At 73.6% G+C, this 13,224-nt stretch carries 10 protein-coding genes; 4 read left to right on the forward strand and 6 right to left on the reverse strand.

What is annotated here, in order from left to right; all coding sequences use genetic code 11:
* Positions 1-33 precede the first annotated feature (33 nt).
* On the reverse strand, positions 34-2,937 hold the full coding sequence (gene secA, locus VKK44_RS23315) for a preprotein translocase subunit SecA (RefSeq protein ID WP_343443346.1): 2,904 nt from the start codon (positions 2,935-2,937) through the stop codon (positions 34-36).
* Between the two features lie 170 nt (positions 2,938-3,107).
* Between secA and VKK44_RS23320 the strand changes: the two genes are divergently transcribed.
* A complete protein-coding gene (locus VKK44_RS23320) occupies positions 3,108-4,265 on the forward strand; it encodes a GNAT family N-acetyltransferase (RefSeq protein ID WP_343443347.1) in 1,158 nt (385 codons plus the stop codon).
* A gap of 149 nt (positions 4,266-4,414) precedes the next feature.
* Here the strand turns inward: VKK44_RS23320 and hpf are convergent, their stop codons facing one another.
* The 5 genes from hpf to mtrA all read right to left on the reverse strand — a co-directional run bounded on the left by hpf (position 4,415) and on the right by mtrA (position 10,265).
* Positions 4,415-5,059, reverse strand: a complete 645-nt coding sequence (gene hpf, locus VKK44_RS23325; protein ID WP_343443348.1) for a ribosome hibernation-promoting factor, HPF/YfiA family — start codon at positions 5,057-5,059, stop codon at positions 4,415-4,417.
* 249 nt (positions 5,060-5,308) lie between these two features.
* On the reverse strand, positions 5,309-6,004 hold the full coding sequence (locus tag VKK44_RS23330) for a ComF family protein (protein WP_343443349.1): 696 nt from the start codon (positions 6,002-6,004) through the stop codon (positions 5,309-5,311).
* Between the two features lies 1 nt (position 6,005).
* On the reverse strand, positions 6,006-7,805 hold the full coding sequence (locus tag VKK44_RS23335; RefSeq protein WP_458351684.1) for an LpqB family beta-propeller domain-containing protein: 1,800 nt from the start codon (positions 7,803-7,805) through the stop codon (positions 6,006-6,008).
* 2 nt (positions 7,806-7,807) lie between these two features.
* Positions 7,808-9,562 carry an MtrAB system histidine kinase MtrB gene (mtrB, locus tag VKK44_RS23340; protein WP_343443351.1) on the reverse strand — a complete coding sequence of 585 codons (1,755 nt, stop codon included), beginning with the start codon at positions 9,560-9,562 and terminating at the stop codon, positions 7,808-7,810.
* 13 nt (positions 9,563-9,575) lie between these two features.
* Entirely contained in the window at positions 9,576-10,265 is a 690-nt protein-coding gene (gene mtrA, locus VKK44_RS23345; RefSeq protein WP_091060316.1) for an MtrAB system response regulator MtrA, read from the reverse strand.
* A gap of 215 nt (positions 10,266-10,480) precedes the next feature.
* Here mtrA and VKK44_RS23350 point away from each other — a divergent pair, with 215 nt between their 5' ends.
* Genes VKK44_RS23350 through VKK44_RS23360 form a run of 3 tightly spaced genes read left to right on the forward strand, consistent with a single transcriptional unit; the run spans position 10,481 to position 13,220 of the window.
* On the forward strand, positions 10,481-11,323 hold the full coding sequence (locus VKK44_RS23350; RefSeq protein ID WP_343443352.1) for a hypothetical protein: 843 nt from the start codon (positions 10,481-10,483) through the stop codon (positions 11,321-11,323).
* A complete protein-coding gene (locus VKK44_RS23355) occupies positions 11,320-11,937 on the forward strand; it encodes a DUF4129 domain-containing protein (RefSeq protein ID WP_343443353.1) in 618 nt (205 codons plus the stop codon). Before VKK44_RS23350 ends, VKK44_RS23355 begins: the two co-directional genes overlap by 4 nt.
* A complete protein-coding gene (locus tag VKK44_RS23360) occupies positions 11,934-13,220 on the forward strand; it encodes a DUF4350 domain-containing protein (RefSeq protein WP_343443354.1) in 1,287 nt (428 codons plus the stop codon). Before VKK44_RS23355 ends, VKK44_RS23360 begins: the two co-directional genes overlap by 4 nt.
* Positions 13,221-13,224 lie beyond the last annotated feature (4 nt).

Raw genomic sequence — 13,224 nt, forward strand, 5'->3', positions numbered from 1 at the left:
GGTGGCCGGGGCCCGTCGGGCTACGCGCTGGGGTCAGTTGCCGCCGTTGGGCGAGCCGTGGCAGCGCTTGTACTTGCGGCCGGAGCCACACGGGCACGGCGCGTTCCGGGACGGGCCCTCGCCGCCGTCGACCTGGGGCGACGCGGAGCGCCGGGCGCTACTCGCGGCGGCGGCCTGGCCGCTCGCCCCGGCCGGTGCCCGGCGCGGCGTCGAGGCGGCCGGGCGCTCCGGCGCGGGCTGGCCGATGCCCAGCGCCGGCGCCTGCTGCTCGACCCGCTCGATCACCGGAGCGCCGCGACCGGCCTCGCCGTCGACGGCGGGAGCGGAGTATTGCAGGCCCTGCTGCTGCGGCGTGCGGTTGAGACCCTTGGCCCGGATCTCCACCGGCTTGTCCAGCAGCTCCACCTCCTCGGCGGCCTCCGGCTCGGCCTCCTCGACCTGGACGTCCAGGTTGTAGAGGAAGCCGACCGTCTCCTCCTTGATGCCGTCCATCATGGTGGCGAACATGTCGAAGCCCTCGCGCTGGTACTCGATGACCGGGTCGCGCTGGGCGTACGCCCGCAGGCTGATGCCCTCCTGGAGGTAGTCCATCTCGTAGAGGTGCTCGCGCCACTTGCGGTCGATCACCTGGAGCAGGACCATCCGCTCCAACTGGCGGACCGCCTCCTCGCCGAGGGTCTCCTCGCGCCGGTCGTACGCGGCGTGCGCGTCCTCCTTGAGGCGGGCAAGCAGGAAGTCCTGGTCGAGGCCGGCCCGGGAGCCGACCTCCTCCTCCAGCTCCTCGACCGTGACGCCGACCGGGTAGAGCTGCTTCAGGCTGGACCAGAGCTGGTCGAGATCCCAGTCCTCCGCGTAGCCGTCGCTCGTCGCGCCCACCACGTACGCGCCGACCGTGTCGTCGATCATGTTGCGGACCTGGTCGGAGAGGTCCTCGCCGTTGAGCACCCGGAGACGCTCGGCGTAGACCACCTGGCGCTGCTTGTTGAGCACCTCGTCGTACTTGAGGACGTTCTTGCGGATCTCGGCGTTCTGGCCCTCGATCTGGGCCTGGGCGCTCTTGATCTGGCGGGTGACCATCTTCGACTCGATCGGCACGTCCTCCGGGATGTTGAAGCGGTCCATCACCGCCTCGACCGCACCCGCGCGGAAACGCTTCATCAGCTCGTCCTGAAGGGACAGGTAGAACCGGGACTCGCCCGGGTCGCCCTGCCGGCCGGCGCGACCACGGAGCTGGTTGTCGATCCGGCGGGACTCGTGCCGCTCGGTGCCCAGCACGTAGAGCCCACCGGCGGCGGCCACCTCCTCCGCCTCGGCGTCGCAGGCCTGCTTCCAGGTCGGGAGGATCTCCTCCAGCGCCTTCGCGTACTCCTCCGGCTGCTCGACCGGGTCGAGGCCGCGCTGGCGGAGGTCGTTGGCGGCGAGGAACTCGGGGTTGCCGCCGAGCAGGATGTCGGTGCCCCGGCCGGCCATGTTGGTGGCGACCGTGACCGCGCCCTTGCGCCCGGCCTGCGCGACGATCTCCGCCTCCTTGGCGTGGAACTTCGCGTTCAACACCGAGTGCGGGATGCCGCGGCGGCGCAGCATGTGCGACAGGATCTCGGAATTCTCCACCGAGACGGTGCCGACCAGCACCGGCTGACCCTGCTCGTGCCGCTCGGCGATGTCCTCCACCACGGCGTTGAACTTGGCCTTCTCGGTCTTGTAGATGACGTCGGGCTTGTCCATCCGGACCATCGGGCGGTGCGTCGGGATGGTCACGACGCCGACCTTGTAGACCTTGTTGAACTCGCCCGCCTCGGTCTGCGCGGTGCCGGTCATGCCGGACAGCTTCTCGTAGAGACGGAAGTAGTTCTGGAGGGTGATGGTGGCCAGGGTCTGGTTCTCCTGCTTGATCTCCACCCCCTCCTTGGCCTCGATCGCCTGGTGCATGCCCTCGTTGTAGCGGCGGCCGTGCAGGATGCGGCCGGTGAACTCGTCGACGATCAGGACCTCGCCGTCGCTGACGATGTAGTCCTTGTCGCGCTTGTAGAGCTCCTTGGCCTTGATAGCGTTGTTCAGGTAGCCGACCAGCGGCGTGTTGACCGACTCGTAGAGGTTGTCGATGCCGAGCCGGTCCTCCACCCGGGCCACCCCGCGCTCGGTGACCGCGATGGTGCGCTTGGCGTGGTCGACCTCGTAGTCGCCCTCGCCGTCGGTGCCGGGCTGGAGCCGGGCCACCACGGCGGCGAACTCCTGGTACCACCGGGCGGAGTGCTCGGCCGGGCCGGAGATGATCAGCGGGGTCCGCGCCTCGTCGATGAGGATCGAGTCGACCTCGTCGACCACCGCGAAGAAGTGGCCGCGCTGGACCAGCTCCTCCTTCGACCAGGCCATGTTGTCGCGCAGGTAGTCGAAGCCGAACTCGTTGTTGGTGCCGTAGGTGATGTCGCACTCGTAGGCCGTGCGGTGCTCGGTGGCGGGCCGGTTGGGCAGCACCACCCCGACGGTGAGCCCGAGGAACTCGTGCACCCGGCCCATCCAGGCGGCGTCGCGCTCGGCCAGGTAGTCGTTCACCGTGATCACGTGCACGCCCTTGCCGGCGAGCGCGTTCAGGTAGACCGGCATGACCGAGGTCAGCGTCTTGCCCTCACCGGTCTTCATCTCGGCGATGTTGCCGAAGTGCAGCGCCGCGCCGCCCATCACCTGGACGTCGTAGGGCCGCTGGCCGAGCACCCGGGAGGCGGCCTCACGGCACACCGCGAACGCCTCGGGCAACAGGTCGTCGAGGGTCTCGCCGTCGGCGAGCCGCTCCTTGAACTGGTCGGTCATGCCGCGCAGCTCGTCGTCGCTGAGGTTGACGTAGTCGTCCTCGATCGAGTTGACGGCGGCCGCGATGGCCTTCAGCCGACGCACCATGCGGCCCTCGCCGGCGCGAAGGACCTTTTCCAGAATCGACACGGATCAACGCTCCCCTAGACGGTCTCGAACCATCGTAGGCGCTCCGACGCGGCGATGGTCACTGGTGGCAGCGGTCCGAACCCCGGAACCCGACATAACGCCGCGGGCACGCGGGCAGCAACCGCTAATCGGGTTACGCCGTCCGCGAACGATCCGGCACCATGGCTCGGATGGAGCCTGTGGAGATCGTCGAGGACGGGCTGTTGCTGCGCCCCTGGCGGGCGGCGGACGCCGACGCGGTGCACCGCGCCTGCCAGGACCCGGACATCCAGCGCTGGACCACCGTACCTCGCCCGTACCGGCCCGAACACGCCCTCGCGTTCGTGACCACTGTCAGCGCGACGGCCTGGGCGACGGGCACCGGCGCGCTGTTCGCGGTCTGCGACGCCGGCAGCGGCGAGTTGCTCGCCTCGTGCGGCCTGGTCTCCGTCGACCGCGCGCTCGACTCGGCCGAGATCGGCTACTGGACCGCGCCGTGGGCGCGGGGCCGGGGCGTCGCGGTCCGCGCCGTCCGCGCGGTCGCCCGCTGGGCGTTCGACGCGCTCACGCTGCGCCGGTTGACCTGGCAGGCCGAGATCGGCAACCACGCGTCCCGGCTGGTCGCGCTGCGGGCCGGATTCCGGGTCGAGGGAGAGTTGCGGCTGGCCCACCCGGCCGACGGGGGCCGGCCGGAGGCGTGGATCGGCTCGCTGCTCCCGGCCGATCTGACCGCGCCGGGCGATCCGGTCCCGTACGGTCCGACCACGCTCCAGGCCCGCCGGGCGGCGGTCTTCGGCCGGCCGCAGCCCGACCTGTTCGCCACCGCCGGCGACACCGAGCTGCGGCTGCGCGCGTTGGAGGAGAAGGACCTGGCCGAGGTCACCCGCACCTGCCAGGACGAGGAGACGGTGCGCTGGACCACGGTCCCGCACCCGTACCGGCCGGAGCACGCCGAGGGTTACCTGCGGGACCTGGTGCGGCCGGCCTGGGCCCGGGGCACCGCCGCGATGTTCGCGGTGGCCGATCCGGACGACCGCTACGTCGCCTCGATCGACCTGCGCATCCTCCCCACCGACCCGCTGGTCGCCGACGTCGGCTTCATGACCGCCCCGTACGCCCGGGGGCGCGGCTACCTGCCGGCGGCGCTCGCCGCGCTCTGCGCCTGGGGCTTCACCACGCTCGGCCTGGCCCGCATCGAGTGGCGCGCCAACGTGGGCAACACCGCGTCCCGGCGGGTCGCTGAGAAGGCCGGCTTCACCGTCGAGGGCACGCTGCGCGGCGGCGTCGCGCACCGGGGCGAGCGGCAGGACGTGTGGATCGGCGGCCTGCTGGCGCAGGACCTGGTGTGACCCCGGAACGGATCGAGGGGTGCCGGACGGTCCGGCTGGGCCCGGCCGGCGCCCCGCACCGACACGGTGGTCCTCGGCCGGCTCGCCGCGGCCGGGAGTGAGACGGAGCCCCCGCGGGCGGGCGGGGGCTCCGGGTCGTCGGCCAGGGGTCAGGTGTCGAGCGAGATGATCCCGTAGTCGTACGCGCGCCGGCGGTAGACCACACTCGGACGGCCGGACTCCTTGTCCAGGAACAGGTAGAAGTCGTGGCCGACCAGTTCCATCTGGAACAGCGCGTCGTCGACGGTCATCGGTTCGGCGGGGTGGACCTTCTCCCGGGCGATGTGCCACGGCTGGTCGTCGGGTTCGGAGTAGCCGCTCGGGTCGGGGCGTTCCGCCACGGCCGTGGCCGCGCCGTGCCCGTTCAGCGACGCCAACCCGGGCCCGTCGAGGTCGGCCACCGGCAGGCCGGCGGTCGCGGCGGCCACCGAGAGCGGCGCGTGCCGCCCGCGGTGCACGCGGCGGCGGTCGGCCGCACGGCGGAAGCGGGTGTCCAGTTTGGCGATGGCGGCGTCGAGCGCGCTGTAGAAGTCGTTCGTGCAGGCCTCGGCCCGGATCACCGGGCCCCGCGAGACGCAGGTGATCTCCACCCGCTGGCAGTGGTCGGCCTGGCGCGGATTGCGCTCGTGGAACAACTCGACATCCACGCGAATGAGTTTGTGGTCGTAGCGTTCGATCTTCGCGAGTTTTTCGGCTACGTGCACCCGGTAATGGTCCGGCACTTCGACGTTACGGCCCTTGACCACGATGTCCACGTGACCTCCCTTGTTCGGACGGTCGTTCGGTCCGGATCTTCCGGTCGACGCGCCTGGGACAGCCCCGCTCGGCGTCGACCGGTGATGTACGGCTACGCCTCCTTCCAGTGCCGGGGAAGGTTGGCATCCTCACTACCCCCGACAGGGAAACGCTAACTCCTGTTCGGCCACCAGTCACCCCCGGTTGTCGAGAGCGGTCGCGAAAATTAACACCTCATACACCATGGGGTGAAACGGAGACACGAAGCGTCACCGGGTACGCCGCTTTTGCGTTGCGGCGAGCACCACCGCGACCTTTGGTGTCATTCCCACGCGGTGCAATTTCCGGCTCACCGCCGCGAGCGTGGCACCGGTGGTGACGATGTCGTCGAGCAGCACCACGGTCCCGGCCGGCGCCGCCGACCCCGACCGGCGCAACCGGAACGCCGCCTCCGCCGCGGCGGCCCGGCCGGCGCTGTCCAGCCCCACCGAGTCCGGCCGCGGCAACGCCCGCAGCGGTCGCCGTACCCGCACCGGCCAGCCGGCCGCGCGCAGCCGGGCCGCGGCCGGCCGGACCAGCCGCTCCAGGTGGTCGCCGTAGCGGGCCCGGGCCGCGCGGGCGGTGTCTGGCACCGCCACCAGCGTCACCGGACCGGGCCGGCCCACCGCCACGGCCACCACCTCGGCCAGCAACGCGCCCAGCGGCCGGGCCAACCCGTGCCGGCCCCGTTCCTTGTACGCCAGCAGCCCTTCGCGCAACGCCCCGCCGTACGGGCCGAGGGCGACGCAGGGCGGCAGGCCCGGTGGGACCGGATCGGGCCGGGTCGACGCGGGCCGCAACGCCTGGAGCTCGGCCACGCAGCGCGGGCAGAAGCCCTGCCGCAGCCCGGAGGAGCGCACCCCGCACCCGGCGCAACCGGCCGGCAGCACCAGGTCGGTCAGGTCCGACCAGAGACCGCCCAGCATCTCAGTAGAGGAAGAACGGTGCGGTCGGGTTGGCCGTCCGGCTGCCCGCCGGCAGGTCCAGCACCTGCTCCGGCGTGACGAAGTCGATCGGGTTGTTCCGCCAGGCGCTGCCGGCGGTCTCGAACATGAACGAGTACGCGGGCAGCCCCCGGTCCCCGCCGCCCGGATACGCCGCCAACTGGCTCACCGGGGCGCCGATCTCGGACGCGAGCGGAGGCTCCCAGGAGCCGTCGACCGCGAGCTGGTGGATGGCCGAACGCCGGTCCGGGTCGTTGCCGGCGATCACCAGCTGGTCCTCCGCGATCCAGTCGACGGCCGTCACGCCGGTGAGCAGCGTGGGCAGCCGGCGGGGCTGGCCCAGGGTCACCACGCCGCCCTCCACGCTCACCGGCGCCACGTAGACCGCACCGCCGCTGACCAGCGCGATCCGGTGACCGTCGAGGGAGCCGGCTACCGCCACGACGCTTCCGGAGACGTTCAGCGGGACAGGGCTCAACGTGGCCGCCCCGTCGAACCGGTAGAGCTTGCCGTCGGCCGCCACCAGACCCGCCGGGTGGTCCTTGTCCAACGAGCGCAGCCAGGTGGGCCGGCTCATCGCCTGGAACCCGGCCCTCACGTCGCTGGTGTTGAACACCGCCACCGGTTCCGGCCCGGTGCCCACCTTGAGCCGGAGCCGCCGGTCCGCCCCGGTCACCACCAACGCGGCCAGCACCTGGTCCTCGGCGCGGGCGAGCGTCGCCGAGACCACGTTCCGGTTCTCCGCGGCCGGCAACGGGACGGTGGCCCGCTGCTCGGTGCCGATGGCGAGCGGATGGAGGACGCCGTCGTAGACGCTGAACCGGGTGGGGTTCGCGCCGCTCGGGTACGCGAGATGGGTGCCGCGCTCCCGCTCCAGATCGACGCTGAACCGTTTCTGGTTCTGGATCTTCAGCTCGAGCTGCCCGGTCAACTCCGGCAACGACCAGGCGAGCTGGGTGCCGAGCCGGGCCAACCGCCCCTCGTTGGCCCCCGGCATGGTCAGGTTGACCTCCCACTGGGAGTCCGCGCCGGTGGCGTTGTTGATCGGGCGGGTGCCGTCCGGAAGCCCGGTCACCCCGGGTGCCAGCCAGTCGGACGGGCCACCGGCCAGCCACTTCACCACCTCGGTGACGCGCCGCTCGGCCGGCACCGACGACGGCAGGTAGCGCAGGTCCGGCACCAGCCGGGTCAGGTCCGAGTTCCAGAAGTAGACGGTGCGCGAGCGGTAGTACTGGCGCAGCGCCGCGTCGCTGGTCAACAGCACGTTCGGCAGGCTGGTGATCAGCAGCCCGGTCCCGGCCGGCTCGGCCCGGCGCAGCTGGAAGACGTACTCTGTCTCGGTGGCCGCCGGCGGGCCGAGGGTGCCGTCGGCCCGCAGCACACCGACCTGCTGCACCTTGATCGTGACGGTGCTGGTGCCCTGGTTGTTCGGCGGCGTGCTCTCCGGCTTCGCCCGCAGCCGGACCACGGTGAGTTCGACCTCGCTGGTCTGCGGCTTGCCCGGCAGCAGGTCCCGGGCCTCCGGCGCGAGGAACTTCTGAGCCCGGGTGTACGCCTGGTCGCGCTCCCCGGCAGCAGCCGCCCGAAGGTAGTTCTCGAGGAACGGCACCGGCTCGTCGCTGTCGGTCGGCGCGGGCGGTGAGGCCGGTGGGCCGTTGAGCGAGCCGGCCTCGCCGGCGGGCACCGAACCGTCGACCTGGACGTCGGTCTCGGCCGGAATGCCGCACCCGGCCGGGAGCAGGACGCCGACCAGCAGCACGGCCAGCAGCCGCCGCCGCGTCACGTTCACGGCCCCACCTCCATCCGCGCGGAGTCGTCGGCGGGGCCGACGGCCAGCGCACCGGCGCCGCGGCCCGGACCGATGGCGAGCAGGCCGCCGTCGCGGGGGCCGCCGAACGGCAGGGCCGCGTCGGCCGGCACCAGCCGCAGCGGCGACGTGGTCAGCCGGTCGCCGGCCCGCGCCGGCAGGGTGAGCCGGAACTGCGCGCCCTGCCCCGGTGCGCCCCACGCCTCCAGCCAGCCGCCGTGCAACCGGGCGTCCTCCACGCTGATCGACAGGCCCAGGCCGGTGCCACCGGTCTGCCGGGCCCGGGACGGGTCGGCCCGCCAGAACCGGTTGAAGACCAGCTTCTCCTCCCCCGGCTTCAGCCCGACGCCGTGGTCCCGCACGGTGATCGCCACCGCGCTCTGGTCGACGCCCAGCGTGACCCGCACCGGCTTGGCCTCACCGTGCTCGACCGCGTTGCCGACCAGGTTGCGCAACACCCGCTCGACCCGGCGCGGGTCGACCTCGGCGATCACCGGCGTGTCCGGCAGGTCCAGCTCGATGGTCACCCCGACCCGCTCGGCCAGCCCGGCCAGGCGCTCGACCACCCGGTGCACCACCGGCACCAGATCGGTCGGCTCGCTGTCCAGCACGGCGAAACCGGCGTCGAACCGGCTGATCTCCAGCAGGTCGGTGAGCAGCTCCTCGAACCGGTCCAGCTCGGCCTGGAGCAGCTCGGCGCTGCGCGCCACCGCCGGATCGAACTCGTCCCGTTCGGCGAAGATCAGGTCGGCCGCCATCCGGACCGTGGTCAGCGGCGTCCGCAGCTCGTGCGAGACGTCCGAGGTGAACCGGCGTTGCAGCCGGGACATCTCCTCCAGCCGGAGGATCTGCCGTTGCAGGTTGGTCGCCATCTGGTTGAACGAGGCGGCGAGCAGGGCCAGGTCGTCCTCGCCGGAGACCACCATGCGCTGGTCGAGCAGGCCGGCGGAGAGCCGCTGGGCGGTGCGCGCGGCCACCCGTACCGGGGTCACCACCAGTCGGGTGACCAGCGCGGCCAGCAGGCCGAGCAGGAGCACCAGGGCGACACCGGTGGCGACCACGGTGGCCCGGGCGTCGGCCGCGGTGGCGTCCTGCCGGGCCAGGGGTACGAGGTAGTAGAGCTCGACCTGCCCGAACCGGGTGGGCACCGGGGAGCCGTAGACCAGGTACTTCGTGCGGTCGCCGCCGAGCGTGCCGGTGCGGATCTGGTGGGCCACCTTGCCGGACGCCACGGTGGCCCGCAGCTCGTCACCGATCACCGGGCGCACCGGCACGTCCGGGGAGACGCGTGGCTCGATGAACTCGGCGAAGTTGTCGGCGGTGATCGCCACCACCACGCCGCTGGTCTGGGCCGGGTCCCCGCCGGCCAGGTAGTTGACCGTGCCGTCGATGGTGTCCTGGAGCTGGGCCTCCTGCGGCTGGCTGTAGAGGTTGAACTGCTTCGCCGCGTACTCGCTGCCGTTGCTCAGCCGCATCCGCACGTCGGTCTCGGCGTTCTCCAGCAGGATGCTGGTGATCTTGTCGGCGATCAGGTAGGCGAAACCACCCACCAGCAGACTCGACGCCACGAGTGTGATGGTGACCACGCGGAGCTGGAGCGACCGCCGCCAGGCCTGGTGCACGCCGGCGGCGAACCGCGCCGACCGGCCGGCCAGGGCACGCCAGAGCGCCCGCACGGCACGCAGCCGGCGGGGCGAGGCGGTCGGCGGATCGGGCAGCGGGGCGGTCAGCACAGTGCTGACCAGGTTATCCGGTGCCCGCCTTGTAGCCCACGCCCCGAACGGTGAGGATGATTTCGGGTCGCTCCGGATCCGGCTCGATCTTGGCCCGCAGCCGCTGCACGTGCACGTTGACCAGCCGGGTGTCGGCGGCGTGCCGGTAGCCCCACACCTGCTCCAGCAGCACCTCCCGGGTGAAGACCTGGCGGGGCTTGCGGGCGAGCGCGACCAGCAGGTCGAACTCCAGCGGCGTCAGCTTCACCTCCTCGGCGTCCCGGCTGACCGTGTGCGCCGGCACGTCGATGGTGATCTGGTTGCCGGGCGGGCCGATGGTGAGCAGTTCCGGCGCGACGTCCTCGCCGCGACGCAGCCGGGCCCGCATCCGGGCCACCAGCTCCTTGGGCTTGAACGGCTTGACCACGTAGTCGTCGGCGCCGGACTCCAGCCCCAGCACCACGTCGACCGTGTCGCTCTTGGCGGTCAGCATCACGATCGGCACGCCGGACTCGGCGCGGATCGCACGGGCCACGTCGATGCCGCTCATGCCCGGCAACATCAGGTCGAGCAGGACGATGTCGGGCCGGCTGTCGCGGAACGCGGCCAATGCCCGTTCTCCGTCGGCGACGAAGGACGGCACGAAGCCCTCACTGCGCAACACGATGCCGAGCATCTCGGCAAGGGCGGGGTCGTCGTCGACCACGAGTACGCGGGCTCTCATGGGGTTTATCGTTCCATCCCCGTTCATGTGAAGGTCGGAGTCTTTCCGGCACGGTAGCGCCGAGCGCGCCCCCGCACCACAGCTGACGGCGTGGCCACCAGCGTGGCGCACCGCGACGGACGGGGTCCACCGGATGCGGACCCGCCGTGCAACCATGATCCCCCGGGTGCCCCACCGCCCGCCACCTCTGCTGCCCTGCCCGCCCAGGAGTACGCGTGTCCGACGCCGGCCCGACCGCGGTGCTCCCGCGCCGTCCGCTGACCGTCGGTGAGCTGCTCGACGCCGCCGTGCTGCTGCTCCGCGACCAGGCCCGGGTGCTCCTGCCGCTCGCCGTCGCGCTGGCCGCCGCCGAGCAGGCCGTGCTGTACCCGTTGCGGCTGCTGGCCGGCGTGCACCCGCCCGGCTGGTGGCCCGGCGACGAACACCGGTTCGGCTGGTACTGGCTGCTGCTCGCGGCCGGCGCCGGCACCGAGGCGGCGATCATCGCGCTGCTGGGCAACCCGGCCGCGCGGGGCGGCGCGGCGGCGCTGCTCGGCCGCCGCCGCGCGCCGTCGGAGCTGCTCCACGAGGCCCGCCCGGGCGCGACCCTGCTGGCCGCGGGCGCGGTCGGGCTCGTCGTCGGCCTCGCCGGGCTGGCCGGGCCCGCCTGGTTCGTGGCGTACGGGCTGCTCGGCCTGGTGGTGCCGGTGCTCGTGCTGGACGGGGTGCCGGCGCACCGGGCGCCGGGACGGGCGGTCCGGCTGGCCGGCCGGGTGGGCGGGCGCGGCGCCGCCGTCCGGCTGCTCGGCTACCTGGGCTGGTGGCTGGTCCGGCTCGGCATCGGGCTGGGCGTCCCCTACGGTCTCGGGCAGCTCGGCCTGTTCGACGTGTCGGCCTGGGCGCTGCCGGTCGCCGTCGTCGCGCAGGCGGCGGTGAACGCGCTCGCGTACCCGGCGCTGGCCTGCCTGGACGCGGTGCTGCACCTGGAGACCCGGATGCGCACCGAAGGGCTGGACATCCGGCTCTCCCGGGCGCCGGCGGGCATGCCGGAGCCGGTGCTGCTGGCGGTCGAGCGGTGAGCCGCTGGTGGACCGAGACGGTCGCCGCGCTGGGTGACGTGGTCCCGCTGCCGCTGGTCGCGCTGCTCCTGCTGGCCACCGCGCTGCTGACGGCCCTGGCCTGGCACTCCTTCCCGGCCTGGGTGCCCCGCCGGCTGCCCCGGTTCACGCTGCCCCGGCTCCGCCGGCCCCGGCTGCGACTGCCCCGGCTCCGGCGACCGCGCCTGCGCCTGCGTCTTCGGCGTCCCGCCCGCCGCCAACGGCCGGACCGGCCGGTGCACGTTCCCGCGCCCCGGGCCGCGCAGCCGGCACCCACCGGTGGCCCGGGTACGGCCGACCGGCTGGCCGCCGAGGGCCGCTACGCCGAGGCGGTGCGGGAACGGCTGCGGGAGATGGTCCGGCTCCTGGTCACCCGGCAGGTGGTGGAGCCACGGGCCGGGCTCACCGTCACCGAGCTGACCGAGGCGGCGGCCCGGACCCGCCCGGCGGTACGGTCCACCCTGCACGCCGCCGGCACGATCTTCTCCGAGCTCTGGTACGCCCAACGCCCCGCCACCGCCGGCCACGACCAGCGGATGCGCGCGCTCGCCGCCGAGCTGCGCCGCGAACTGACCGGCGAGGAGGGACCGCGGTGACCGTCGCCCCGACCCGCCCCACGGCCCCACCGGCGTCCCGTCGCCGGCGGCACCGCATCCTGATCCCGCTCGGGCTGGCCGCGCTGCTGATCGGGACCACGGTGGTGCTGCACGCGGTGGATCAGCCCGACCCGGACGAGCGTGGCTTCCTCTCCCCCGTCGCCACCGACGACGACGGCGGCAGCCGGCTCGCCGAGGCGCTGCGCGCGCAGGGGGTGCCGCTGCGCCGGGAGACCGACACCGCCGGGGCGCTGCGGGCCGCCCGGACGGCGCCGAGCACGCTCTTCGTGCCCGCCCCCGACCTGGTGCACCCGGACACGCTCACCGGGTTGACCGCGCTGCCGCCCGGCAGTCGGCTGGTGCTGGTCGAGCCGTCCCGCCGGGTGCTGGCCGACCTGGGCACGTCGGTCGAGCCGGCCGGCCGCCGGTGGGCCACCCGGGCGCTGCCGCCGGACGCCGACGGCGCGGAGTGCCGGCTGCCCGAGGCGGTTCGCGCCGGCACCGCCGCGGTCGACCACCAGCGGTACGCCGGGCCGGAGCGCGCCGACCGCTGCTACGGCGGCGCGCTGCTCCGGATTCCGGCCGGCGCCGAGGTGGTGCTGGTGGGTGCCAGCGACCCGTTCCGCAACGACCGGATCGACGAGTGGGGCAACCGGGATCTCGCCACCGGCCTGCTCGCCGCCGGCGGTCGTCCGCTGGTCTGGCTGGACCTGCCCGCCCCGGCGCCGGCCCCGACCGGGCCCAGCGCCTCGCCGACCGAGGACCGCGACGGGTCGCCGACGCCCCGCCGCACCGCGGAGCGCCCCGATCGGGCGGACCCGCCGCCGCGCGGCGACAACCCGCTGTGGGGCGCGTTCCCGGCCTGGTTCTGGGCGATCCTGGCGCAGCTCGCGCTGGCCGGGCTGCTGGTGGTGCTCTGGCGGGCCCGCCGGCTCGGGCCGCCGGTGACGGAGCCGCTGCCGGTGACCGTCCGCTCCGCCGAGACCGTTTACGGCCGGGCCCGGCTCTACCGGCGGGCCGGCGCCCGGGACACCGTCGCCGGGACGCTGCGCGACGCCGCCCGGGACCGCGTCCTGCCCCGGCTCAATTTGCCGCCCGACACACCCGACGACGAGGTGGCGGCCCGGGTCGCGGCGGCGACCGGTGACGACCCCGACCGGGTGGCCGGGCTGCTGCACGGCCCCGCCCCGCGAGACGACCGGGAGCTGCTGGAGCTGGCCCGTGAGCTGGACACGCTGACCCGTACCCTGGCCCCGCCCCCGAGCGAAGGAGAACCCCGGTGACCGG

Origin of the sequence: Micromonospora sp. DSM 45708 (genome assembly GCF_039566955.1) — a bacterium.
Lineage (GTDB): Bacteria > Actinomycetota > Actinomycetes > Mycobacteriales > Micromonosporaceae > Micromonospora.

What these genes read in the sequence shown, in the direction of transcription:
- VKK44_RS23320 (WP_343443347.1), top strand. Translation starts at nt 3,108, where the DNA reads ATGGAGCCTGTGGAGATCGTCGAGGACGGGCTGTTGCTGCGCCCCTGG.
- VKK44_RS23330 (WP_343443349.1), bottom strand. Translation starts at nt 6,004, where the DNA reads ATGCTGGGCGGTCTCTGGTCGGACCTGACCGACCTGGTGCTGCCGGCC.
- mtrA (WP_091060316.1), bottom strand. Translation starts at nt 10,265, where the DNA reads ATGAGAGCCCGCGTACTCGTGGTCGACGACGACCCCGCCCTTGCCGAG.